This is a genomic window from Lentzea sp. NPDC060358 (assembly GCF_042725365.1).
Lineage (GTDB): Bacteria > Actinomycetota > Actinomycetes > Mycobacteriales > Pseudonocardiaceae > Lentzea.
Genome location: NZ_JBHXCW010000131.1, coordinates 1 through 21,747, shown reverse-complemented (window position 1 = coordinate 21,747; position 21,747 = coordinate 1). Strand labels below are relative to the sequence as shown.

General features: G+C 73.7%; 24 protein-coding genes. 11 read left to right on the top strand and 13 right to left on the bottom strand.

Going from position 1 to position 21,747, the window contains the following annotated elements; genetic code table 11:
- Positions 1-67: 67 nt before the first annotated feature.
- Positions 68-502 (top strand): nuclear transport factor 2 family protein, encoded by a 435-nt coding sequence (locus ACFWGZ_RS25280; protein ID WP_382454051.1) that lies wholly within the window; start codon positions 68-70, stop codon positions 500-502.
- 14 nt (positions 503-516) lie between these two features.
- Complete coding sequence (locus tag ACFWGZ_RS25275; protein WP_382454050.1) at positions 517-1,122, top strand: TetR/AcrR family transcriptional regulator; 606 nt, start codon at positions 517-519, stop codon at positions 1,120-1,122.
- On the opposite strand, the gene ACFWGZ_RS25270 is transcribed toward ACFWGZ_RS25275, so the two are convergent.
- From ACFWGZ_RS25270 to ACFWGZ_RS25250, 5 genes are read right to left on the bottom strand one after another with little or no spacing between them, the layout of a single operon-like run.
- On the bottom strand, positions 1,103-1,933 hold the full coding sequence (locus tag ACFWGZ_RS25270) for a class II fructose-bisphosphate aldolase (RefSeq protein WP_382454049.1): 831 nt from the start codon (positions 1,931-1,933) through the stop codon (positions 1,103-1,105). The two genes, ACFWGZ_RS25275 and ACFWGZ_RS25270, sit on opposite strands and share 20 nt — an antisense overlap.
- A complete protein-coding gene (locus ACFWGZ_RS25265) occupies positions 1,930-2,847 on the bottom strand; it encodes a 1-phosphofructokinase family hexose kinase (RefSeq protein WP_382454048.1) in 918 nt (305 codons plus the stop codon). Before ACFWGZ_RS25265 ends, ACFWGZ_RS25270 begins: the two co-directional genes overlap by 4 nt.
- Positions 2,844-3,779, bottom strand: a complete 936-nt coding sequence (locus ACFWGZ_RS25260; RefSeq protein ID WP_382454047.1) for a DMT family transporter — start codon at positions 3,777-3,779, stop codon at positions 2,844-2,846. The genes ACFWGZ_RS25265 and ACFWGZ_RS25260 overlap by 4 nt, the downstream gene beginning before the upstream one ends.
- A 10-nt stretch (positions 3,780-3,789) precedes the next feature.
- A complete protein-coding gene (locus ACFWGZ_RS25255) occupies positions 3,790-4,743 on the bottom strand; it encodes an N-acetylglucosamine kinase (RefSeq protein WP_382454052.1) in 954 nt (317 codons plus the stop codon).
- A gap of 5 nt (positions 4,744-4,748) precedes the next feature.
- Entirely contained in the window at positions 4,749-5,876 is a 1,128-nt protein-coding gene (locus tag ACFWGZ_RS25250) for an SIS domain-containing protein (protein ID WP_382454046.1), read from the bottom strand.
- Between the two features lie 341 nt (positions 5,877-6,217).
- Between ACFWGZ_RS25250 and ACFWGZ_RS25245 the strand changes: the two genes are divergently transcribed.
- From ACFWGZ_RS25245 to ACFWGZ_RS25230, 4 genes are all read left to right on the top strand, one after another.
- On the top strand, positions 6,218-6,985 hold the full coding sequence (locus ACFWGZ_RS25245) for a DeoR/GlpR family DNA-binding transcription regulator (protein ID WP_382454045.1): 768 nt from the start codon (positions 6,218-6,220) through the stop codon (positions 6,983-6,985).
- Positions 6,986-7,105: 120 nt separating this feature from the next.
- Positions 7,106-8,359 carry a PHB depolymerase family esterase gene (locus ACFWGZ_RS25240; RefSeq protein WP_382454044.1) on the top strand — a complete coding sequence of 418 codons (1,254 nt, stop codon included), beginning with the start codon at positions 7,106-7,108 and terminating at the stop codon, positions 8,357-8,359.
- A 50-nt stretch (positions 8,360-8,409) separates the two neighbouring features.
- Positions 8,410-9,264, top strand: coding sequence for a helix-turn-helix domain-containing protein (locus ACFWGZ_RS25235; protein ID WP_382454043.1), 855 nt, complete (start codon positions 8,410-8,412; stop codon positions 9,262-9,264).
- 29 nt (positions 9,265-9,293) lie between these two features.
- Entirely contained in the window at positions 9,294-11,174 is a 1,881-nt protein-coding gene (locus ACFWGZ_RS25230) for an ATP-binding protein (RefSeq protein ID WP_382454042.1), read from the top strand.
- A gap of 2 nt (positions 11,175-11,176) precedes the next feature.
- Here ACFWGZ_RS25230 and ACFWGZ_RS25225 read toward each other — a convergent pair whose 3' ends face one another.
- The gene (locus ACFWGZ_RS25225; protein ID WP_382454041.1) at positions 11,177-11,674 is read right to left on the bottom strand and encodes a MarR family winged helix-turn-helix transcriptional regulator; all 498 of its coding nucleotides are present in this window, start codon (positions 11,672-11,674) and stop codon (positions 11,177-11,179) included.
- Positions 11,675-11,832: 158 nt separating this feature from the next.
- Between ACFWGZ_RS25225 and ACFWGZ_RS25220 the strand changes: the two genes are divergently transcribed.
- From ACFWGZ_RS25220 to ACFWGZ_RS25210, 3 genes are all read left to right on the top strand, one after another.
- Positions 11,833-12,300, top strand: a complete 468-nt coding sequence (locus ACFWGZ_RS25220) for a cupin domain-containing protein (protein ID WP_382454040.1) — start codon at positions 11,833-11,835, stop codon at positions 12,298-12,300.
- Between the two features lie 96 nt (positions 12,301-12,396).
- Positions 12,397-13,335, top strand: a complete 939-nt coding sequence (locus ACFWGZ_RS25215) for an NADP-dependent oxidoreductase (RefSeq protein WP_382454039.1) — start codon at positions 12,397-12,399, stop codon at positions 13,333-13,335.
- 25 nt (positions 13,336-13,360) lie between these two features.
- Entirely contained in the window at positions 13,361-14,311 is a 951-nt protein-coding gene (locus ACFWGZ_RS25210) for an alpha/beta hydrolase (protein ID WP_382454038.1), read from the top strand.
- 205 nt (positions 14,312-14,516) lie between these two features.
- Here ACFWGZ_RS25210 and ACFWGZ_RS25205 read toward each other — a convergent pair whose 3' ends face one another.
- The 6 genes from ACFWGZ_RS25205 to ACFWGZ_RS25180 all read right to left on the bottom strand — a co-directional run bounded on the left by ACFWGZ_RS25205 (position 14,517) and on the right by ACFWGZ_RS25180 (position 19,438).
- Positions 14,517-15,455: a phosphotransferase family protein gene (locus tag ACFWGZ_RS25205; protein WP_382454037.1), complete on the bottom strand. Its 939-nt coding sequence runs from the start codon at positions 15,453-15,455 to the stop codon at positions 14,517-14,519.
- 15 nt (positions 15,456-15,470) lie between these two features.
- Entirely contained in the window at positions 15,471-16,208 is a 738-nt protein-coding gene (locus ACFWGZ_RS25200) for an aspartate/glutamate racemase family protein (protein WP_382454036.1), read from the bottom strand.
- Positions 16,205-17,644 (bottom strand): NCS1 family nucleobase:cation symporter-1, encoded by a 1,440-nt coding sequence (locus tag ACFWGZ_RS25195; RefSeq protein ID WP_382454035.1) that lies wholly within the window; start codon positions 17,642-17,644, stop codon positions 16,205-16,207. The genes ACFWGZ_RS25200 and ACFWGZ_RS25195 overlap by 4 nt, the downstream gene beginning before the upstream one ends.
- Positions 17,645-17,702: 58 nt before the next feature.
- The gene (locus ACFWGZ_RS25190; protein WP_382454034.1) at positions 17,703-18,425 is read right to left on the bottom strand and encodes a GntR family transcriptional regulator; all 723 of its coding nucleotides are present in this window, start codon (positions 18,423-18,425) and stop codon (positions 17,703-17,705) included.
- A 27-nt stretch (positions 18,426-18,452) separates the two neighbouring features.
- Positions 18,453-19,220 (bottom strand): SDR family NAD(P)-dependent oxidoreductase, encoded by a 768-nt coding sequence (locus ACFWGZ_RS25185; RefSeq protein WP_382454033.1) that lies wholly within the window; start codon positions 19,218-19,220, stop codon positions 18,453-18,455.
- Positions 19,221-19,285: 65 nt separating this feature from the next.
- The gene (locus ACFWGZ_RS25180; RefSeq protein WP_382454032.1) at positions 19,286-19,438 is read right to left on the bottom strand and encodes a hypothetical protein; all 153 of its coding nucleotides are present in this window, start codon (positions 19,436-19,438) and stop codon (positions 19,286-19,288) included.
- A 177-nt stretch (positions 19,439-19,615) separates the two neighbouring features.
- Here ACFWGZ_RS25180 and ACFWGZ_RS25175 point away from each other — a divergent pair, with 177 nt between their 5' ends.
- Entirely contained in the window at positions 19,616-19,762 is a 147-nt protein-coding gene (locus ACFWGZ_RS25175) for a hypothetical protein (RefSeq protein WP_382454031.1), read from the top strand.
- Positions 19,763-19,768: 6 nt separating this feature from the next.
- On the opposite strand, the gene ACFWGZ_RS25170 is transcribed toward ACFWGZ_RS25175, so the two are convergent.
- On the bottom strand, positions 19,769-20,332 hold the full coding sequence (locus tag ACFWGZ_RS25170) for a TetR/AcrR family transcriptional regulator C-terminal domain-containing protein (protein ID WP_382454030.1): 564 nt from the start codon (positions 20,330-20,332) through the stop codon (positions 19,769-19,771).
- Positions 20,333-20,402: 70 nt separating this feature from the next.
- On the opposite strand from ACFWGZ_RS25170, the gene ACFWGZ_RS25165 reads away from it, so the two are divergent.
- Entirely contained in the window at positions 20,403-21,638 is a 1,236-nt protein-coding gene (locus ACFWGZ_RS25165; RefSeq protein WP_382454029.1) for an FAD-dependent monooxygenase, read from the top strand.
- Positions 21,639-21,747 lie beyond the last annotated feature (109 nt).

Here is a 21,747-nt window from a genome sequence, read left to right as displayed (position 1 = left end):
CTTTTTTTTTTTTCTCACTTGTTTTTTTATTTTTCCGTTTGGTTGGGCCCAAAACTTGGAGGACGTCATGACCACGCCCGACGATCGCGCCGAACTGATCGAGCTCCTCGGCCGGTACGCCGACATCGCGGACCTGAAGGAGTTCACGACGCTGCCCGGCCGCGTCTTCACCGACCCGCTCACGCTCGACTTCGCGTCCGTCACGGGCCTGCCGGAGATGACGGTGCCGCTGGCCGACTACGTCCAGGTGCTCAGTGCGAGCTTCGCGCCGTTCCTCGCCACCCACCACGCCATCACCGGGCACGTCGTCGAGGTCGACGGCGACACCGCGAAGATCCACGCCCACGTCCGCGCCGAGCACTGGCTGCCCGGCGCCGACCGGTGGCTGGTCGTCGGCTTCTACGACGACGAGGCGGTGCGCACCCCGCACGGCTGGCGGCTGAACCGTGTCAAGCTGACCGCGGTCCACCAGGAGAACCAGCCGAGTCCGGCCACCACCTAGAGGAGAGCAGCACGATGCCGCGGATCCGCGCCGCCACCATCGAGGAGCACCACGAGCTGGTGTGGGCAGGCCTCACCGAGGCCGTGCGGCGGCTGCTGCTCGAGCGCGACTACGACTCGCTCACCCTCGGCCACATCGCGACCGAGGCCGGTCTCGCGCGCAACACGCTCTACAACTACGCCGCCGACAAGAAGACGCTCGTCCTGGAGCTCGCGCGCCGGGCGAGCCGTCCGCTGGCCGGGCGGGTGGCGGCGATCGCGCGGTCGCCGGAACCGGCGGCGGAGCGGGTGGCGCAGATCGTCGAGCTCGTGCTGTCCGAGTCGACGAACCCCGCGCTGCGGCTGATGTTCCTGCCGAACTCCGGCTCCCTGGTCGCCGCCCTGCCGGACGGGCGGGACAACCCGTTCACCGAGCTCGTCGCCGAGGTGCGCGCCGTCGTCGAGGACGGCGTGACCGCCGGCGAGTTCCACGTCGAGGATGCCGAGCTGACCGTGGAGCTGCTGTCCGGCGCCATGCGCGCGGGGTGCGACCGCATCGGCCGCGATCCGGCCGCACTGCCCGCCACCGTCCGGACGGCTCAGCGGATCACGCTGGCCGCGCTCACTTCGCCAGCACGGTGAGCATCCGCGCCACCTCGTCGCGCACCGCGTCGCGGCCGGGCGCGAGGTAGCGGCGCGGGTCGGTCAGCTCCTCGCGCTCCCCGAGCACGGCGCGGACCGCCTCGGTCAGCACCTGGTTCAGGCGCGTGCCGATGTTGACCTTCACGATGCCGGCGGCCACCGCGCCGCGCAGTCCGTCGTCGGTGACCCCGGAGGACCCGTGCAGCACCAGCGGGACCGGCACCGCCCCGGCCAGCGCGGCGATCAGCGACTCGTCGAGCACCGCGCTGCGGTCCGTCATCGCGTGCGAGGACCCGACGGCCACCGCCAGCGAGTCGACACCGGTCGCCGCGACGAACTCCGCCGCTTCCCGGGGATCGGTGCGCACGCCGGGCGCGTGGGCACCGTCCTTGCCGCCGACCTCGCCCAGCTCGGCCTCGACGAGACATCCGCCGGCGTGGCAGCGGTCCACGACCTCGCGGGTCCTCGCGACGTTGTCCTCGTAGCCCAGCTTCGAGGCGTCGAACATGACCGAGGTGATGCCGAGGTCGAGTCCTTCGAAGATCAGCCGCTCGTCCTCGACGTGGTCGAGGTGCACGAGCACGGGCGCGGTCGCGTCGGCGGCGAGCTGCAGGCACGCGCGGGCGAACGGCGCCAGGGAACCGTGGTAGCGCACGGCGTTCTGCGAGATCTGCAGGATCACCGGCAGGCCGCTCAGCTCCGCGCCGGCGACGATGGCCTCCGCGTGCTCGATCATGATCGCGTTGAACGCGCCCACGGCACGTCGCCCCGCCCGCAGTTCCCCGAGCAGCGCGGCCCACTCCGCGGTCATCGTGTCTCCTCCACAGTCGTCAACGGAATCCAGCGGGCGCGCGCCTCGTGGTCGATCTCGCCGGCGACCGGCCGCAGCACCGCGGCGGCGGACGTGGCCACCAGGTCGGCGAGTGCGGCGGGCCAGTCGAGGTCGTGCCCGGCCCGGGCGAGGTGGAGCGCCAGCGCGGCCGCGGCCGCGTCCCCGGCTCCCGCCGGGTTGCCGGCGACCACCTCGACCGGGCGGGCCCGCCAGGAACCCCGGGCGGTCACCGCGGTCGCCCCTGCGCGCCCGGCGGTGGCCACCACGGCGGCCGCTCCCCCGGCCACCAGGTCCCCGGCAGGTCCGTCCCCCGCGAGCTCGGCCAGCTCGTCCTCGTTCGGCATCAGCACCGCCCCGCTCGACGCGGCCGCGCGCAGAGCCGCGCCGGACACGTCCGCGATGACCGGCACGCCGAACCCGGCGCACAGCCGCGCGAGTCTCGCGGGCACCTCCGGGTCCATCGCGACCGGCACCGAGCCGGAGATCACGACGGCGCCCGCACCGGCCGCCAGCTCGTCCCGCAGCGCGGCGGTGATCCCCGCCTCCGCTCCGGGACGGGCCGGGAACCCGTTCTCCTGCAACATGGTCGTGCTGTCGTCGGCGACGACGGCGATCGTCCTGCGCACGGCCGGGAGTGCGGGCACGAGCCGGTGCGCGAGGCCCAGCTCCCGCAGTCCCGCGCGGAACTCGTCCGGTTCCGCGGCCGCGGTCAGCGCGAGGACGAGGCTCTCGCCGCCCAGCGCGGTGACCACGGCCGCCACGTTCACGCCCTTGCCGCCGGCCCGCGACCGCACCTGCGGGACGCGGACGGTCTCCCCGACCCGCAGGGCCGGCACGCGGTAGGTGACGTCGACGGCGGGGTTGAGCGTGACCGTCAGGACCCGGTTCGTCACGGCGCCGCCCCGGCGGCCGGGACCGCCTCGCTGCTCTTCTCCGCGCGGTAGACCATCAGCGTGGAGCCGACGAGCGCCAGCACGATGCCGACGACCTGGAACGCGCTCGGCGTCGCACCGAACACCAGCAGCGACAGCACGATCGTCAGCACCGGCGCCATGGCGTTGGTGACCGGGGCGACGATCGAGGCCTTGCCGCGGCTCATGGCCATGACGAGGAACAGCGCGCCGACGGCGTTGAGCACCTGCGTTCCGGCGGTGAGAGCCGGCGCCTGCCACGGGAAGCCGAGCGGCAGGCCGCCCATCATGAGCAGTGCCACCGGGATCAGCACCAGGCCGCTGATGGTCATCCAGCCGAACGTCGACGCGTCGTCCACCCCGGCGAGCGCCGCCTTGCGCATGTAGAACGCCTGCACGCCCCACGCCACGCAGATGAGGACGGCGAGCAGCAGGTACAGCCAGCCGCTGCCGGCGGCGTCCCCGGTGGAGACAGAGAAGAGCACGATGGCGACGAGCGCCAGCCCCACGCCGGCCCAGGACAGCAGGCCGAGCCGTTCGCGCAGCAGGCCGAACGCCATCAGCACGGTGATCGCCGGGGACAGCGCGACGATCGGGAAGATCACGTAGGCGGGCCCGATGGTGAGCGCCTTGAACAGCAGCAGCTGGCCTCCCGCGCCGGTCAGGCCGATCACCAGGCCGTAGGTGGCGGCGGTGCGGCTGCGGTCGAACTTCTTGCCCCGCAACGAGACCCACGCCGGGATGAGCATGGTCAGCGACCACACGACGTAGACCATAGGGTCGGGGTAGGCGTAGAGCTTCGTGGGCAGCGCGGAGAACGCGCCCCACACTCCCCAGAACAGCACCAGCAGTCCCGCGTAGGGAATCCAGCTGTTCGCGCGCAGGGCGGTGGGGGTGGTGCCGGATCCGGTCATGGTCGACTCCTCAGGGGGAGAGGGCGGCGGAGGAGATGTGCTCTGCCCGCAACGGGTGTCCGTGCAGGCGTGCCGCGTGGAGTGCGGCGCCGATGTGCGGTTCCAGCAGGGGTGCGCGCAGGTCGAAGTCGAGGGTCAGCGACTCGCGGAACGACGCCAGCACTTGCGCCGAGCCGAACATGCCGCCGGAGTGGGACACCGGCACCCGGTGGGAGGCGGGGAACTCGAGCGCGGCGCGGCCGACGTTCACGAGCAGCGCGAGCTCGCGGCCCGCCCGGCCGAGGATCCCGGCGGCGGCGATGTCCCCGGCGTCGGCGGCCGCGACGACCACCTTGCTGAGGTTCGCGATCTTGCCGCGGTCGCCGTGCCACCGGTTCACCACGACGTCGATGGCGTCGAAGTCGGCGACCAGGCCGAGGGCGTTGCGCATCTCGCCGACGAGCGGCCCGGCGGGCAGGCGCCCGTCGACCATGCGGCTGAAGGCGTTGAGGCCGTTGACCGCGACCCAGTAGCCGGACCCCTCGTCGCCGAAGAGCTCGCTCCAGCCACCGCCGCGCCACTGCCGGCCGTCGTGCTCGCCGTAGGCGATCGACCCGGTGCCGGCGACGACGTTGATGCCGTCGATCCCGCCGAGGGACCCGGCCCAGCCGCAGATCATGTCGTTGCCGCAGCGGTAGTGCGCGCCGCCGAGGATCTTCGCGGGCAGCGCGTCGAGCACCGGGACGTCGCCGCTGATCTCCCCGTAGGCGGGGAGGCCGAAGAAGGCGTGGGTGATGTCCGCGACCGCGATGCCCGCGGTGGCGCAGACCTCGCCGATCCCCTGGCGCAGCAGGGGTTCCACGATCCCGATGCCGTCGCTGAGGTAGTAGACGCTGGCGGTGCGCGCCTCCGCGACCACCCGGCCGTCCAGGTCCACCAGGCAGAACGCGGTCTTCGTGCCGCCGCCGTCGACGCCGAGGAACATCTCGCTCACTCCCCTTCCGGGAACTCGTGGATGACCACGCCCTGCACCACGCGGTTGACCTCGCCGCCGGGGAACGGGTTGTCCGGCGTCAGGTCCAGCGCGAGCGAGCACGCGAGCGCCGTCGTCTGGGCCGTGATCACCGCGACCAGCGCCCACTCCGACGGCGACCCGTACGTGCCGCCGACGGGCCACACCTGCGCTCCCCCGCACTCGGCGGGCTCCGCCTCCCCCACCACGACCACGCGGTCGGTGCCGAGCGACTGCACGAGCTCCCGCGCGATGTCGACGTCGTAGGACCGCGCGTACGGGTCCGTGGACAGGAAGACGACCGCGATCGTGCGGTCGTCCAGCACCGACTTGGGGCCGTGCCGGAAGCCCAGCGACGAGTCGGCGATGCCGACCACCTGGCCGCGGGTCAGCTCCAGGCTCTTCAGCGCGGCCTCCTTCGCGAGGCCCCGCAGCGCGCCGGACCCCAGGTACACCAGGCGGTCCGGCTTGGCCCCGGCGATCGCCGACGCCCGTTCCGCGGCGCCGTCCAGCACGGCGGTCGCCTGCCGCGCCATCGCGGCCACGTCGACGTCCACGCCGAAGGCCAGCAGCGCGGCCAGGGCCATGCCGGTGAACGACGACGTCATCGCGAAGCTGCGGTCGTGGGTCTCCTCGGGGAGCGCGACCACGACGGCGTCGTCCGCGCCGGCCCACCGCGCGCCCAGCTCGCCCTGCGGGTGGCAGGTGATCACCAGGTGCCGCAGGCGCGGCGTCAGCCGGTGCAGGAGTTCCGCCGCCGCAAGGGATTCCGGGCTGTTGCCGCTCCTCGCGAACGACACCAGCAGCACGGGCCGCCCGTCGGGGACGGCGGCGCGCGGGTCGGCGACGACGTCGGTCGTGGCGATCGTCTCCACCGGCCTGCCGAGGTGGCGCGCCAGCGCCGGGGCCACGACCTCGCCGATGAACGCGGACGTCCCCGCGCCGGTCAGCACGATCCGGGTGGCCGGGTCGGCCAGCGCGGCGCCCACCAGCCCGTCGACCCGCGCCCGGACCCGTCGCAGCGCGTCGGCCACCCGCGGCCAGGTGGCGGGCTGCTGCCCGATCTCCCGCGCGGTCCAGCTGGTGCCGAGCCCACGTTCACCCATGGTGCCGCCTTCCGATTACCGGGACACTTCCCAGACGCATTCGGCCGCTTTCTCCGAATGCCGTTGATCGCTGCGAGTCGCCCGGCCGGTCCGCCGGTTCGACGAGTGCTGCATTCGTACGGCCGACGCTGCGCGAGTGGCAAGACTCGCCGCTCAAGTGAGCATTCCGAGTGAGCGTTTCGCTGCGTCTGGCCTGTTCAGGCGTCGCTCCGGGTGAAGCTGCGCGTGCACAATCGCTCACCGGGAAGAGTTGTCGTACGCTCCGTTCCATGGTCGACTCGACGGATTCCGCCGCGCCGGAAAGGCGTGTGCGGAAAAGGCGCACCACGCGGGCGGAACGCATGTCCGAAATACTGCGGGTGCTCCGGGAAACGGGTTCGCTGCAGGTCGGCGACCTCTGCTCCCGGCTCGGCGTCTCGTCCGCGACGCTGCGCCGCGACCTGGCGCAGCTGGAGGAGCAGCGGCTGCTGACGAGGACGCACGGAGGGGCGAAGCCGCAGGGCGCCGGGAACGAGGTGCCGGTGCGCTACCGCGGCGGCCGGTCGCGCGACGCCAAGCGGGCCATCGTGCGCCAGGCGGTCCGCATGCTGCCGCCGGGCTCGCACGTGATCGCGCTGACCGGCGGGTCCACCACCAGCGAGCTGGCGAAGCAGCTGCCCGGCCGCGCCGACCTGACCGTCGTCACGAACGCGCTGAACATCGCCATGGAGATGGCGTTGCACCCGCGGCACAAGCTCGTCGTGGTCGGCGGCGTCGCCCGGCCGCAGTCCTACGAGCTCGTCGGCCCGTGGGCGGAGCACGTGCTGGCGTCGATCAGCATCGGCACCGCGTTCATCGGTGTCGACGGCATCGACGCCGCCGCGGGCATCACCACGCACGACGAGAACGAGGCGCGCACCAACCGCGCGATGCTCAGCCGCGCCCGGCGGGTGGTCGTGATGGCGGACGGCAGCAAGCTCGGCAAGGCCACGCTCGCCCGCATCGCCGACATCCACGACGTGCACGAAGTCGTCACGGACCTGTCCGCCGACCCCGCCGCGGTGGCGGCGATCCGGGCCGCGGGCGTGCGCGTCACCGTGGTGGAGGTACCGGCCACAAAGGACGGATGAGCCGCGGGCGTCGTTCGTCGAACACCCAACCGCATTCGTTGGCCGAAAAATTGACGGCCGTCATGAAACTGAATAGCTTCCCGGTCCGAGAGCCCCGGAAACCCTGACCGGAGGTCGGTTGTGCGCACTCTCGGAAAGATCCTGACGGCCGTAGCCCTCACCCTGGCGACCTGCGTCGTGCCGACAGCGCCGGCGTCCGCCGCCGCACTGGTGGAGGTGACGAGCTTCGGCGACAACCCCGGCGGGATGCGGATGCACGTGTACGTGCCCGACACCCGCCCGGCCAAGCCCGCGATCGTGGTCGCCATGCACGGCTGCGGCGGCTCCGGGCCCGGCTTCTACTCCGGCAGCGAGTTCGCCTCGCTCGCCGACCGGCTCGGCTTCGTCGTCATCTACCCGAGCGCTCAGCAGGAGGCCGGGTTCGGCAAGTGCTTCGACACGTGGTCGGACGCGGCCAAGCGGCGCGGCGGCGGCAGCGACCCGGTGTCGATCGTCTCGATGGTCAACCACGTCCAGCAGCGCTACGGCGGCGACCCGGACCGCGTCTTCGCCACCGGGTCGTCCTCCGGCGGCATGATGACCAACGAGATGCTGGCGCTCTACCCGGACGTCTTCAAGGCGGGCGCGGCGTTCATGGGCGTGCCGTTCGGCTGCTTCGCCAACGCCGCCGACTACCCGCCGGGCAGCAGCAGGTGCACCGGGGGCGGCGGCGCGAACCGCACCCCGCAGGAGTGGGGCACCCTCGTCCGGCAGGCTTACCCCGGCTACACCGGCCTGCGGCCGCGGATGCAGCTGTGGCACGGCACCGCGGACACGCTCGTGCCGTACTCCCTGCTGCGGGAGGAGGTCGAGCAGTGGACGAACGTGTTCGGCCTGAGCCAGACGCCCACCTCCACCGACACCCCGCGGGCGGGCTGGAACCGCAGCCGGTACTCGACCCAGGTCGAGTCGATCAGCGTGCAGGGCGCCGGGCACAGCCTGCCCTCGGCGGGCATGGCCGCCGCCGCGCTCGAGTTCTTCGGCCTCACCGGCGGCGGGGGCCCGGACCCGGTCCCCGGCGCCTGCGGCGTCAAGGCCACCGTCAACGCCTGGAACAACGGCCTCACCGCGAGCCTGTCCATCACCAACACCGGCACCGCGGCGATCACCGGCTGGTCCCTCGCCTTCACCCTGGCGTCCGGGCAGACCATCACCTCCGGCTGGAACGCCACCTACTCGCCGTCGGCCGGGCAGGTCACCGCGCGCAACGCCGGGCACAACGCCACGATCCCGCCCGGCCGGTCGGTCGACATCGGCTTCCAGGCCTCCCACAACGGGAACACGGCGGTGCCGACCTCGTTCGCCCTCAACGGCAGCACCTGCACCACCGGCTGACCACCGTCGCAATTGAGACGCGCATTTGCTCCACAAGGGACACTTGCGTGATGGCGTTGCAGGAACTCGGCGCGGAGGTGCGCCGGTTGCGCGAGAGCACGGACCCCGCCGCCATCGGGTTGCCACCCGGTGGCCGGCGGGCCCGCGGCGTGCGGCGGGAGGAGCTCGCCGAGCTGGCCGGGGTGTCGGCGGACCACGTCCGGCGGCTCGAACAGGGCCGCCGGCACCCGTCGGCCGCGGTGGTGAACGCGATCGCCCGCGCGCTGCGGGTCGGACCGGCGCAGTACGAACGGCTCTGCGCGCTGGCCGGGTACGCCCCGGCGGACGGCCGGGTGCCGCGCGAGGCCGGGCCCGGCGCGCTGCGGCTGCTGGAGCGGGTGCCCGGCACGCCCGCGTTCCTGACCGACGCGGCGTGGAACGTCGTCGCCGTCAACGGCGCCTGGATGGCGCTCGGGGCGGGGGCGGCGAACCGGCAGCCGCGGGACTGGAACGTCGCGTGGCGCACGTTCTCCCGGGCGCACCGGGAGATCCGCCGCGACGACGAGGAGGCGGCGGTGTTCCGCGCGACGCTCGCCGCCCGGCTGCACAGCACGGCGCTGCGCTACCCGGCCGACGAGCCGCTCGCGGAGCTCGTCGACGAGCTGCGCACCACGAGCCGGTCGTTCGACACGCTGTGGCGGGCGCCGAAAGCCGTCGCACGGTTCGAGACCCGGGCCGTCTTCGGGCATCCGGGCGTGGGGGACATCGCCCTCGACGGGTCCCTGCTGGAGGTGCCGGGCGACCGCCTCCAGGCGGTGCTGCTGACGCCCGCGCCGGGGTCGGTCCACGAGGGCCGGCTCGCCGAGGTCGTCCGCGCCGGCAGCGGCTCCGCCGTCATCAGGGTGGGCCACCCCGGCCCAGGCTGACCGGTCCCGCCGGAGGTGATCCTGGGGAGGTGTCGATCACCACCTCGCTCCGGGACGCGGTGCTCGCGGGCAGGGACGCGGAACGGGCGGTGCTCGACCGCGTGCTGGCCGGCGCGGCGGACTCCCCGCTCGTCGCCCACCTGCACGGCCCCGGCGGCGTCGGCAAGTCCGCGCTGCTGCGCCACGCCGCCCGGCGGGCGCGGCTCGCCGGGCGCGAGGTCGTGCACGTCGACGCCCGGTTCCTCGGTGCGGACCGGCGCCTGCTGGAGGAGGCCGCCGCGCCGGCGTGCGTCCAGCCCGGCGCGGTGCTGCTGCTCGACACCTTCGACCGCTGCGGGCACCTCGAACCGTGGCTGCGCGAGGAGTTCCTGCCCCGGCTCGCGGGCGGCACGACCGTGGTGCTCGCGAGCCGGACCGCTCCCGAACCCGAGTGGACGCTCGACCCCGGCCGGGCGGAGCTCTTCACCGCGCTGGCCGTGCGCCCGCTGGACGACGCCGCGGCCGACGCACTGCTCGCCGCGCGAGGACTCGCACCGGAGCAGCGCGGTGCCGTGAAGGCGTTCGCCGGGGGCAACCCGCTTGCGCTCACCCTCGCCGCCTCGGTCCCCGGCGCGCGGTTCCGGCCCACGGGCGACGTCCTCACGACCCTGGTGGACCGGCTGGTGGGCGACGTGCCGAACGCCGTGCACCGGCGCGGGCTCGACGTCCTCGCACTGGCCCGCGTCACGCGCGAGCCGGTGCTGCGCGCGGTCCTGGGCGACGAGGACGCCGCGGAGGTGTTCTCCTGGCTGCGCCGCCGGCCCTACGTCGAGGCCACCGCGGACGGGCTGGTCCCCCACGCCGCGGTGCGGGCGACGCTCGACGCCGACCTGCGCTGGCGGGACTCCGACCGGCACGAGGAGGTGCGGGCGCGGATCTCGGTGGCGTGCCTGGACGCGGTGCGCCGCGCGGCCGGGGACGACGCCCTCGCGCGGGCCGCGGAGTGGCTGTTCCTCTTCGGCGGCCCGCCCGACCTGCGCTCCGCCGTCGAGGACACGCCGCTCGCACCCGGCGAGGTGCTCGCCGGCGGGGACGATCCCGAGGTGGCGCACTGGCTCCGGCGCCGGCCGGAGGACTTCCGCGTCTACCGCTCCGGCGGGACTGTCCTGGGGTTCGCGGCGTTCCTGCGGCTGGAGGCGTTGCCGCCACAGGACCGGGCGGCCGACCCGGTGGCCGCCGCGCTGTGGGACCACGTCGAGGCGACCGCGCCGCTGCGCCGGGGCGAGCACCTGGGCGTCCAGCGCTTCGCTTCGCAGTCGGCTCCGGCGGACCTGGTCGACCGGCGGTGGGTCGCCGCGGAGACGAGGACGCACGGGCGGGCGTTGACCTTCACCGTCGTGGAGGACGTCGAACGGTGGCGGCACCGTCTCGACGCCGCCGGGTTGCAGCCGTTCGTGGTGGTGGACGTCGGCGGACGGCGCCGGCACGTCCTCGGCAGGGACTGGCGGCGGCAGTCCGTCGAGCAGTGGGCGGAGCACCGGGTGCGGGCCACCGCCGTGCCCGTCGAGCAGTGGCCGGCCCGGCCCGGCCACCTGCCGCGCGCGGAGTTCGAGGCGGGCGTCTTCGAGGCGCTGCGGACGTGGCGGGCTCCCCGCGAGTTCGCGACCAGCGCGCTGCTGCGGTCGCACCTCGTGCCGCCGGACTCGGCCGATCCCGCCGCGGACCTGCGCGAGGCCATCACGGCGGCGCTCGCCGCGGTGCGGGTCGACCCCGCCGGAGTCAAGGCGCACGACGCCCTCACCGCCACCTACCTCTCGGCCTCGGGCACCCACCGGGCGACCGCGCGGCGGCTCGGCGTGCCCTACGGCACCTACCGGCGCCACCTGGCCCTGGCCAGGGAGCGGCTCGTCGAGCACCTCCTGGCCCGCTGAGGTCAGCCCCTGCGGCGGCGGGGCGCGGCCGAGCGCGGCGGCGTCGACCGCATGTGGTCGCGCACGGGCGCCAGCAGGCCGGCGAGCGCGGTCACGTCGTCGCGGGACAGCGGCTCGAACAGCAGCCCGCTGACGACCTCGACGTGCCCGGGCAGCACCTTGCCGAGCAGCGCGCGGCCCGCGTCGGTGATGGTGACCGTGACGCTGCGCTCGTCCTCGGCGGAGGGCGTGCGGCCGACCAGGCCCGCCTTCTCCAGCAGCCCCACCTGGTAGGTCAGGCCGCTGCGGCTGTAGACGACGCCGTCGGCCAGGTCGGTCATGCGGTGGCTGCCCGTCGGGGAGTCGCCGAGCCGCGCGAGCAGCTGGAACTGCACGTAGCTCAGGTCGCCCGCCTCCTTGAGCTGCTGCTCGACCGCGTGCCGCAGCAGGCTGGTCACCTCGACGAGGGCGAAGTAGGCGCCGAGCTGGACGGGGTCGAGCGACGGGGCTGAGTCGGCCATGCCCTCCAGCCTACTGCTTCGAATTCGAAGGAGCAGGGACGTGCCGGGCAGAGCCGGACACCGGTGAGCACTCCGGGACGTGGCGATCGGACGGCCGGACGAACGAGGGTTCGTGCAGGAGGACGGCGCCGCCGTCCCACCGGCCCCCGAGGACGACCGTGAGCATCCCCCACCTCGCCCAGCGCGAGGACCAGCAGCAGCTCGAGTGGATCGGCGGGAGCGTGTTCAGCGTCCTGCTCGACTCCGCCGCCACCGGCGGGCAGCTGACCGTCGGACGCTTCGACGCGGGCCTCGGCGAAGCGCCGCCGTGGCACCTGCACACCCACGAGGACGAGGTGTTCCTGCTGCTGGCCGGGTCGGCGCTGGTGTGGGCGGGCGACGAGGAGCACGAGCTGCGCGAGGGCGGGATCGTCTTCCTGCCGCGCCGCGTCCCGCACAGCTACCGGATCACCTCCGAGCGGGCCGACCTGCTGCTCATCTCCACCCCCGGCGGCCTGGAGAGGATGTTCCGCCACGCGGGCCGCGACCTGCGCGCACCGCGTCCCGAGGGGTTCGAGATCCCGCTGTCGCTACTCGCCGAGGCCGCCGAGATCTCCGGCAACGTCGTGCTCGGTCCTCCCCGCTGACCCCGTGCTCCACGTCACTTTGCTTCGAATTCGAAGCAGGTCTACTGTCGGTCCCAGTTGCTTCGAGTTCGAAGCAAAAGATGAGGGAGAGCGGTCATGAAGGCAGTGCGTTTCCACGAGTTCGGCGGCCCCGAGGTCCTGCGGTACGAGGACGTGGAGCAGCCCGTTCCCGCCGCCGGCGAGGTCCTGGTCCGCGTCACGGCCACGACGTTCAACCCGGTCGAGGGCAACATCCGCCTGGGCGTCATGCAGGGACCGATCCCGGTCGGCCTGCCGCACACCCCGGGCCTCGACGTCGCCGGCACGGTCGAGTCGCTCGGCGAGGGCGTCGAGGGCCTGGCGGTCGGCGAGGAGGTCGTCGGGTTCCTGCCGATGACCAAGCCCGGCGCCGCGGCCGAGTTCGTCATCGCGCCGGCGGAGGCCCTGACCGCAGCGCCCCGGAAGCTCCCGCTGGCCGACGCCGCCGCGCTGCCGCTGGTCGGGCTCACCGCCTACCAGGCGCTCTTCGACCACGGCGGGCTCGAGGCCGGGCAGCGCGTGCTGGTCAACGGCGCGGGCGGACCGGTCGGCGGGTACGCCGTCCAGCTCGCCAGGCAGGCCGGTGCCCACGTGATCGCCACGGCCAGTCCGGCGAGCGCCGAGGCCGTGCGGACCGCCGGTGCCGACGAGGTCGTCGACCACACCGCCACCGACGTGCTCTCGGCGGTGACCGAGCCGGTCGACCTCGTGCTGAACCTCGCGCCCGTCGACCCGGAGGTGCTGGCGCAGCTGCCGTCGCTGGTCCGCGACGGCGGGGCCGTCGTCAACACGACGATCTGGATGCCCGCGCCCACCGACGACGCACGCGGCGTGCGGGGCGTCAACCTCTACGTCCGCAGCGACGCCGAGCAGCTCGCGAAGCTCGTGGCCCTGGTCGACTCCGGCGACCTGCGGGTCGACGTCGCCCGGCGCGTGCCGCTGACCGGCCTGCCCGAGATCCACGTCCAGGCCGCCGCACGCGAGGTGCGCGGCAAGGTCGTCTTCGTCGTCGCCTGACCCACCCCCCGCTGAGGAGAAGACCATGACGCTCGGGCTGGACCCCGAGATCGCCGCCGCGCTGGCCCCGATGGCCGGCGCGATGGCGCAAGCCACCCCTCCCGCCGTCGGCGACGTCGCCGGGCGCCGGGCCCTGTGGGAGCCGATCATCGGCGCCGCGAGCGCGGCCCAGCCGATCCCGGCCGACGTCACCACGACCGAGCACCACGCCACGGCCGCCGACGGCACGCCGATCACGATGCGCTGGTACGCCAAGGAGGGCGCGACGCCCGGCCCCGCCGTGCTGTTCTTCCACGGCGGCGGCTACATCTTCGGCCACATCGACCTGTTCGACGGACCGGTGTCGCGGTACGTGTCGGCGAGCGGCGTGCCGATGCTGTCCGTCGAGTACCGCCAGGCGCCCGAACACCCCTTCCCCACCCCGGTCGAGGATGCCTACGCGGCCCTGCTGTGGCTGCACGACAACGCCGAGGGCCTGGGCGTCGACCCCGCGCGGATCGGCGTGATGGGCGACAGCGCCGGCGGCGGCCTGGCGGCGGCCCTGACCATCCTGACCCGCGACCGCGGCGGCCCCGCGATCGCGCGGCAGATCCTGGTCATGCCGATGCTGGACGACCGCACCACCGAGGTCGACCCGCACATCGCGCCGTACGCGCTGTGGTCCTACGACGACAGCCTCACCGCGTGGCCCGCCCTGCTCGGCGACGCCGCCGGCGGACCGGACGTCCCGGCCACCGCGGCACCGGCCAGGCTGGCGGACGCGACCGGCCTGCCCCCGGCCTACGTCGAGGTGGGCCAGCTCGACGTGTTCCGCGACGAGGACCTGGCCTACGTGGTGAAGCTCAGCCGCGCGGGCGTGCCGGTCGAGTTCCACCTGCACCCCGGCGCGCCGCACGAGTTCGACTCGATCGCGTTCGAGTCGGACGTGGCGCGGCGGGCGATGGCGGACCGGGTGCGCGTGCTCAAGTCCGTCTAGCGGCGCGGGGCCGGGAGTGGAGATCGGGTCGCACCGACCCGCGCCCGGCGGGGATCGCGGGTCACGTCCGGGCCCGACGCGGCCGGGCGAGTCGGGGTCCTCAGGCCGGTCCGGCACCGCCCGCGACCCCGTCGGCCAGCGGCGACCGAGACCTTCTCGTCGGTGAGGTCGTTCCGCACCTGGTCGAGCACCCGCCGCACGCCGGTCATCCCGCCACCCCCAGCGCCGCGCACAGGTGCCGGCGCACCAGCCGTTCCAGCTCCTCGTTCCCGGACGAGCCGCGCGGCACGACCTCGACCAGCATGATCAGGTAGAGGTGGGCGCGGTACAGCGCGAGCCGTGCCCGGTCGCCGGAGGTGAACGGCGCGGCGCCGTACCCCGCCAGGAAGTCCGGGTCCCGCTCGATGTCGCCGAACAGGGCGAGCGAGACGAACTCGGCGAGCGGGTCGCCCCAGAACGCGCGTTCGCCGTCGACGAGCCCGGTCACGCGGCCGTGCCCGGCGAGGACGTTGCCGTCCCAGAGGTCGAAGTGCACGAGCACCGGCCGGTCGACCTCGTCGAGCAGGCCGGCGCGCGACCTCAGCAGGGCCGAGATCTCCCCGGCGGGCAGGGGGAGTTCGACGCCGAACCGCGCGGCGTCCGCGAGCACCGAGTCCACCATGGACAGGAAACCCCGCCGCCACGTCGGGGCGAGGCCCAGTTGCGGGTAGCCGAACCCGGTGCCGGTCACCTCGTGCAGACCGGCGACCACCTCGCCGAGCTGGGCGCGCAACGCCGCCCGTTCCGGCGCGGTCAACGACGTCAGGGCGTGGCCGGGGACCTCCGTCATCAGCAGGAAGTCCGACGGCACGAGGGTGCGGGTGAAGTCGGCGTGCACGACCTGCGGCACCGGGGCGTGCCCGCGGGCCGCGCGGTAGAAGGCGGCCTCGGTCCTCATCAGGTCGCGCTCGTAGGTCATGCGCGGCGCGTCCGGGCTCGGCGCCACCTTCAGCACGAACCCGCCGCCGGAGGTGGTGATGCGGTAGGCGGTGTTGTAGGTGCCACCGGTCAGCTCGGCCCAGCCGGTCACCGCGCCGGGGTCGAGTCCCGCCGCCTCCAGCACGCGGCGCAGGGAAGGTTCGTCCAGCAGGCGGCGCTCGTCCATGGGGCTCCCGGGTCGTCACGGTCTCGCCGAGAGCGTGGCACCCCTGCTCCCGAACGACGCGAGCACACCGGTGTAGGGCTTGGGCGGCGGCGCGGCGAACTCCCCCGCCGCGCTCGTCCGCAACCCCATCCGCACCAGCGACTCCACCTGCAGCACCGCGGCCTGGACGCCGTCGACCACCGGCACGCCGACGCGGCGCTCGATCTCCGCGCGCTGCGCCGTCATGCCCGCGCAGCCGAGGACGACCACGTCGGAGCGGTCGGCCGCCACCGCCGTGCGGCACGCCGCCACGACCGCGTCCACCGCCTCCTCCACCTCGAGCACCGGCACGTCGCACGCGGAGACGCCGCGGCAGAACCCGGCCATCCCGTACCGGTGGGCGAGGTCCCAGGCGCGGCCGCACGTGCGTTCCAGGGTCGTGACGACGCTGAAACCCCGTCCCAGCAGGGCCGCGGTGCGCATGGCGGCCTCGGCGACGCCGGCCACGGGCCCGGCGGCGAGCTCGCGGGCCGCGTCGAGCCCCGGATCGCCGAAGCACGCGATCACGTAGCCGTCGGCGCGGCCGGCCGCGATCTCGGCCAGCAGGCCCGGCACGCTCAGCGCCTCGTCGTAGTGGCTCTCGATCGACGCCGGTCCCATCGCCGGGCAGGTGGCCAGCACCTCCACCCCCGGTCCGGCGATCGCCCGCGCCGCACGGCCGATCGCCTCGGTCATCGCGGCGCTGGTGTTGGGGTTGACGACCTCGATCCTCACCGGTTCCCCCGCGACAGCAGGGTGAAGAGGACGAAGCCCAGCGCCATGTCGATGAACCAGCTGTACGGCGCGGCGGCGGCCAGCGCGGGCACCAGCACCGGCACCACCGCCACCAGCGAGGCGGCGACCGTGGCGACGAGCGCCTTCGGGTTGTACCCGTTGCGGTACCAGTACTTCCCGGCCGGCGACAGGGAGAACAGGTCGTCCACGTCGACCCGCTGGCGCGCCACCACGTAGTGCCCGGCGATCAGCACGCCGAACAGCGGGCCGATGAAGGCCCCGAGCGTCTCCAGCGTGTAGTGGATGACCGCCGGGTTGTGGTAGAGGTTCCACGGCGTGATCAGCACCGACCCGGCCGCCGCGATCATGCCGCCGGCGCGCCAGCTGATCCGCCGCGGGTTGACGTGGGAGAAGTCGAACGCGGGCGAGATGAAGTTCGCGACGATGTTGATGCCGATGGTCGCGATGCTGAACGTCAGCGCTCCCAGCACGATCGCGAACGTGCTGTCGATCCGCGCGACCGTCGCCACCGGGTCGGTGAGCAGCTCGCCGAACACCGGCACGGTCAGCGACGCGGTGACGACCACGAGCACGGCGAAGACCAGGAAGTTGACCGGCAGGCCGAGCAGGTTGCCGCGCTTGACGGCGGCGAACGACTTGCCGTAGCGGGAGAAGTCGCCGAAGTTCAGCATCGGCCCGGAGAAGTACGAGACGACGAGCGCGATGGCGCCGAACATCACCGGCACCGACGCCCAGCCGGTGTGCCGCACGTCGCCGGGGGTGAAGTCGATCGCGCCCCAGCCCGCGCGGGAGATCAGGTAGCCGGCCAGCAGGAACATCACGACGTAGACGGCGGGACCGCAGAAGTCGATGAACCGCCGGATCGTCTCCATGCCGGTCCAGAACACCGCCGCCTGCAGCAGCCACAGCGCGGTGAACGACGCCCAGCCGAGCGCGGACAGCCCCAGGAACCCGTGCTGCTGCACGTCCGCGTACGGCAGCAGCGACGGGAACAGCTTGAGCAGCACCACGTCCAGCGCCGCCGACGCCAGGTAGGTCTGGATGCCGTACCAGGCCACCGCGATCAGGCCGCGGATCACCGCCGGCACGTTCGCCCCGAGCACGCCGAAGACGCTGCGGCAGATCACCGGGTAGGGCACGCCGGTCTGCTGGCTGGGCTTCGCGACCAGGTTGCAGAAGAAGTGCACGATCCCGATCCCCGCGAGCAGCGCGACCAGCACCTGCCAGCCGCTCAGGCCCAGCAGGAACAGGCTGCCGGCGGTGACGTACCCGCCGACGCTGTGCACGTCCGACATCCAGAACGCGAAGATGTTGTAGGAGCCCCAGGTCTGCTTCTCCAGCGGGGCCAGGTCGGCGTTGGTCAGCCTCGGGTGGTAGGCCAGCTCGCGTTCGGCTTTCGCCGCTGTCGCCGTCATCGCCGCACTCCTGCCTGGTGGGATGGCGCCACCGTAGGGAGGACTTGTTTCCCGGCTGCTACGGGAAACGTATATCTTCCCCGTCCGCGAACAGCCCGGTGTGCGCCGGCACCGCCGCGAGCGAGGACCGCAGCCGGTCGTGGTGCGTCCGCGCGGCCTCGACCAGCGCCGGGGCGTCCCGCGCGACGAACGCCGCGAGCATCCCCCGGTGGTCGGCGTGCAGGGCGGTGCGTTCGTCGGCGGGCACGTGGGCCATGGGCTGCAACGGTTCCGTGAGGTTCCAGGCGGACTCGAACATGCCGAGCAGCCGCTTCATCCCGCTCGGCCGGACCAGGGCGAGGTGGAACCGGCGGCTCTCCCGGTGGTAGGCGCGCACGTCGCCCGCCTCCTGGGCCGCGGCCAGCGCGGTGTGCGCGGCCCTGGCCAGTTCGTCGTCCGACGGCTGCGCGTGCGCGACCGCGGCGCCGAGAGCCGCCGCCTCCAGCACACCCCGCACGACGTAGAGCTCGTGCAGCTCCTCCCGGGTGAGCTTCGCGACGAAGTAGCCGAAGTTCTGCCGGTGCTCGACCAGCCCCTCGCCGATCAGCGTCTTGAGCGCCTCCCGGACCGGAATCCGGCTCACCCCGAACACCGCCGCCACCTCGTCGAGCGGGATGGCGCTGCCCGGCGGAACGCCGTCGAGCAGGCACCGGCGCAGCTCGGCGAGGATCGCCGCCTGCCCGCCGCCGCGGTCGGTCTCGAGCTTCGCCGCCACGATCGACCTTCTCCGGGGGGCGCGCATCGGGTCACGGTAGCGGCCGGGCCGCGGTCACCGCAGGTAGGAGGCTCCGTTGAGGTCGAGGACCGCGCCGGAGGACCAGGCGGCCTGCGGCGAGGCGAGGTGCACGACGGCGGCGGCGACCTCCTCGGGCGTGCCGACCCGGCCGAACGGGCTCTGGTCGCGCACGGCGTCGCCCTCGGCGCCGGCAAGCTTCGCGGCCTGGCGTTCGGTGGCGATGAACCCCGGCGCGACCGAGGTGACCGAGATGCCGTGGGGTGCCAGTGCGACGGCGGCGGACTGGCCGAACGCGTGCAGCGCGGCCTTGCTCGCGCCGTAGGCCGGGTGGTCCGGTTCGCCGCGGAACGCCCCGCGCGAGCCGACGTTGACGATGCTGCCCGGCGCGCCGCGGTCGATCAGGTGCCGGGCGAAGGCCCAGGTGACGTTGACGGCACCGAGGAGGGTGACGTCGAGCATCGACCGCCACGCCTGCGTCCACGCCTCCCACGACGTGTCGCCGAGGCGGTGGGCGTTGGCGGCGCCCGGCGCGACCGCGGCGTTGTTGACCAGCACGTCCAGCGGGCCGAGCCGGTCCGCCGCCTCCTCCACGAGGCCGCGGGCGGCGTCGGGGTCGGCCAGGTCGGCGCCGAGCAGCACGTGCCCGTCGCCCGCGAGCGCGTTGAGCGTCCGCGCGGCGTCGTCGCTGCTGCTGCTGTGGTGCACTGCCACCCGGTACCCGCGTTCGGCGAACGCCGCGGCTGTCGCACGGCCGATGCCGCGCGACGCACCGGTGACGAGCACACCCCTGGAATCCGGCATGGACCGCAGCCTAGTGCGGTGGCCACGAACCCTTGCCGGGTTGCGCGCGGCCTGGGTGGCACCGGCTACTCCCGCGGCAGGCCGTGCCCGAGCGGGAACAGCGGATCCTCGTACCCGGCGACGTCCTCCGGGTGGCGGCGGACCTGCTCCATCGACCGCGGCAGCACGACCAGCGGGCACACCGCGGCCATCCGCGCCAGGCGCGAGACGATCGCCACGAGGGCGAGACGCGCGGAGCGCCCAGGATCACCCTGAAGAAACCGCAGGTCGGGGACTCGCTCAAAACTTCTGAGATCGTTGCGGCCCCACAGGTGGTTGAACCCGATCATGATGGGGTATCTCGCGCTTCAGCACAGGTGTTCGAAGCCTGTCTCACCCCCGATCGGATCCACTCCATGACATTGCACGCGGCGAACGAGCTGTTCAGCCACACCGAGACGCACCAGCCGCAGGTGAGCGCGGCCTCACGCCCCGACCAGGCGGCGTGGACGAACCTGTTCCAGGAGCCGCCGCCCGTGCCGGGCGTGCCCGCCGAGAACTGACCCCGGTCAGTCCCGCACGCCCGCGGCGTGCACCAGCCCGGTGAGCACGAGGGCGAGCCCGGCCTCGAACGCCTGCTCGTGCTCGACCACCGGCACACCGGCCGGCGGCGGAGCGCCGTCGTCGGCCTGTTCCTCCAGGACGCAGCCGACCGTGAAGCGGCTCGCGGCCAGCATCGCCATCCGCGCGTCCCGTTCGGGCACCCCCGCGGCGACCAGGAACTCCATCTTGTGGCGGAGCCGCTCCAGGTCGCCTGCCGGTGTGCTGCCCGCGTGCAGCCGCGCGCCGTCGCGACGTAGCAGCAGCGTGCGCCGGAAGCTGCGCGTGTTGTCCAGGAACCACTCGCGCCAGTCGTCGCCCGGCTCCGGTAGCGGCGCCGTGGCGTGCGGCGCCATCGCCGCCTGCGCCATGGCGGCCAGCAGGTCCTTCTTCGTGCGGAAGTGCCAGTAGAGCGACGGCTGCTCCACGTTCAGGCGCGCGGCCAGCCGCCTGGTGCTGACGGCGTCGAGCCCCACCTCGTCGAGCAGCGCGAGCGCCTCCGAGACGACCACCTCGCGGTTCACCTTGGTCACGTTGACAAATCTATCGCTGATAGGCGACTCTCGGCAGCAACCTATCACCGATAGATTTTGGGGTGCGACCATGCCGGAACCACTGCGCGTCCTCGTCGCCGGCGGCGGGATCGCGGGCCAGGCCCTGGCCTTCTGGCTCGCGCGGAGCGGCCACCGGGTGACCGTCGCGGAGCGCTCCCCCGCGCTGCGCGCGACCGGCGCCCAGGTCGACCTGCGAGGTCAGGGCGTCGAGGCCGTGCGGCGGATGGGGCTGCTCGACGCGGTCCGCGCCGAACTCGTGGACGAGGCCGGGGTCGCGTTCGTCGACTCCCGCGGGCGGACCAGGGCGACGATCCTGGCCAACACCTCGGGAAGCGGCCGCCAGAGCCTCACGTCCGAGTACGAGATCATGCGCGGCGACCTGGTGCGGGTCCTGCACGACGCGGTGGACGGCGGCGTCGAGCACGTGTTCGGCATCGGCGTGGACGGCTTCGAGCAGGACGAGCGCCGGGTCGTCGCGCACTTCTCCGACGGCTCCACCGGCGAGTACGACCTGCTGGCCGGCGCCGACGGGCAGGGCTCACGCATCCGGCGGGCGCTGCTACCCGAGGGCTTCGACCCCTACTGGCGCGTCGGCATCCACATGGCGTACTGGTTCGTCCCGCGCATCGCCTCCGACACCTCCCTCCGCGACACCTACCTGGCCCCCGGTGGCCGCCAGGTGATGCGCCGCAGCCACAACGCGACCGAGACGCAGGCGTACTTCGTGCTGCGGGAGGAGTCGGCGGAGGCCTCCGCGGTCCACCGCGCCCCCGTCGAGCGGCAGCGGGAGTTCTGGGCGAGCCGGTTCCGCGGCGCCGGGTGGCAGACGGACCGGTTCGTCGGCGGCATGGTCTCGAGCCCGTTCTTCTACTCGCAGGAGGTCGTCCAGGTGCGCACCGGCACGTGGTCGCGTGGCCGCGTGGTGCTGGTCGGCGACGCCGCGCACTGCTCCTCCCCCTACAGCGGCATGGGGACCTCCGGCGCCCTGGTCGGCGCGCACGTGCTGGCCGGCGAGATCGCCCGCCACCCCGGCGACCTGCCGGCGGCGCTGGCGGGCTACGAGCGCGTGCTGCGGCCGTTCGCCGAGGAGGTCCAGAGCGAGGTGAACCCCCGGCTGCTGCGCCTGGCCCTGCCCGCGACCCGGCCGGCGGTCGAGGCGTTCCTGACCGCCACCGGGCTGGCGTGCCGCCTGCGGGTGCCCGATCTCGTGGCGCGGTTCGCGCGGGAGGACCGCGGCGGCGACTGGCGGCTCCCGGCCGATCCGGCTCCCCGGTTATCGAAATGATTTTCGAAAAACCTGAAAACAAACTCCGCGAGCACCCGAAACATTTGCGGGCAACACACTCCCGGCGAAATGGAGCCTTGATCGGCCGCACCGCGGCGTTCAATACTGC

Excerpts from the sequence above, each read along its gene's own strand:
- ACFWGZ_RS25280 (WP_382454051.1), top strand. The coding sequence starts at position 68 with ATGACCACGCCCGACGATCGCGCCGAACTGATCGAGCTCCTCGGCCGG.
- ACFWGZ_RS25275 (WP_382454050.1), top strand. The coding sequence starts at position 517 with ATGCCGCGGATCCGCGCCGCCACCATCGAGGAGCACCACGAGCTGGTG.
- ACFWGZ_RS25270 (WP_382454049.1), bottom strand. The coding sequence starts at position 1,933 with ATGACCGCGGAGTGGGCCGCGCTGCTCGGGGAACTGCGGGCGGGGCGA.
- ACFWGZ_RS25260 (WP_382454047.1), bottom strand. The coding sequence starts at position 3,779 with ATGACCGGATCCGGCACCACCCCCACCGCCCTGCGCGCGAACAGCTGG.
- ACFWGZ_RS25255 (WP_382454052.1), bottom strand. The coding sequence starts at position 4,743 with ATGTTCCTCGGCGTCGACGGCGGCGGCACGAAGACCGCGTTCTGCCTG.
- ACFWGZ_RS25250 (WP_382454046.1), bottom strand. The coding sequence starts at position 5,876 with ATGGGTGAACGTGGGCTCGGCACCAGCTGGACCGCGCGGGAGATCGGG.
- ACFWGZ_RS25245 (WP_382454045.1), top strand. The coding sequence starts at position 6,218 with ATGTCCGAAATACTGCGGGTGCTCCGGGAAACGGGTTCGCTGCAGGTC.
- ACFWGZ_RS25235 (WP_382454043.1), top strand. The coding sequence starts at position 8,410 with ATGGCGTTGCAGGAACTCGGCGCGGAGGTGCGCCGGTTGCGCGAGAGC.
- ACFWGZ_RS25225 (WP_382454041.1), bottom strand. The coding sequence starts at position 11,674 with ATGGCCGACTCAGCCCCGTCGCTCGACCCCGTCCAGCTCGGCGCCTAC.
- ACFWGZ_RS25215 (WP_382454039.1), top strand. The coding sequence starts at position 12,397 with ATGAAGGCAGTGCGTTTCCACGAGTTCGGCGGCCCCGAGGTCCTGCGG.
- ACFWGZ_RS25210 (WP_382454038.1), top strand. The coding sequence starts at position 13,361 with ATGACGCTCGGGCTGGACCCCGAGATCGCCGCCGCGCTGGCCCCGATG.
- ACFWGZ_RS25205 (WP_382454037.1), bottom strand. The coding sequence starts at position 15,455 with ATGGACGAGCGCCGCCTGCTGGACGAACCTTCCCTGCGCCGCGTGCTG.
- ACFWGZ_RS25195 (WP_382454035.1), bottom strand. The coding sequence starts at position 17,644 with ATGACGGCGACAGCGGCGAAAGCCGAACGCGAGCTGGCCTACCACCCG.
- ACFWGZ_RS25190 (WP_382454034.1), bottom strand. The coding sequence starts at position 18,425 with ATGCGCGCCCCCCGGAGAAGGTCGATCGTGGCGGCGAAGCTCGAGACC.
- ACFWGZ_RS25185 (WP_382454033.1), bottom strand. The coding sequence starts at position 19,220 with ATGCCGGATTCCAGGGGTGTGCTCGTCACCGGTGCGTCGCGCGGCATC.
- ACFWGZ_RS25175 (WP_382454031.1), top strand. The coding sequence starts at position 19,616 with ATGACATTGCACGCGGCGAACGAGCTGTTCAGCCACACCGAGACGCAC.
- ACFWGZ_RS25165 (WP_382454029.1), top strand. The coding sequence starts at position 20,403 with ATGCCGGAACCACTGCGCGTCCTCGTCGCCGGCGGCGGGATCGCGGGC.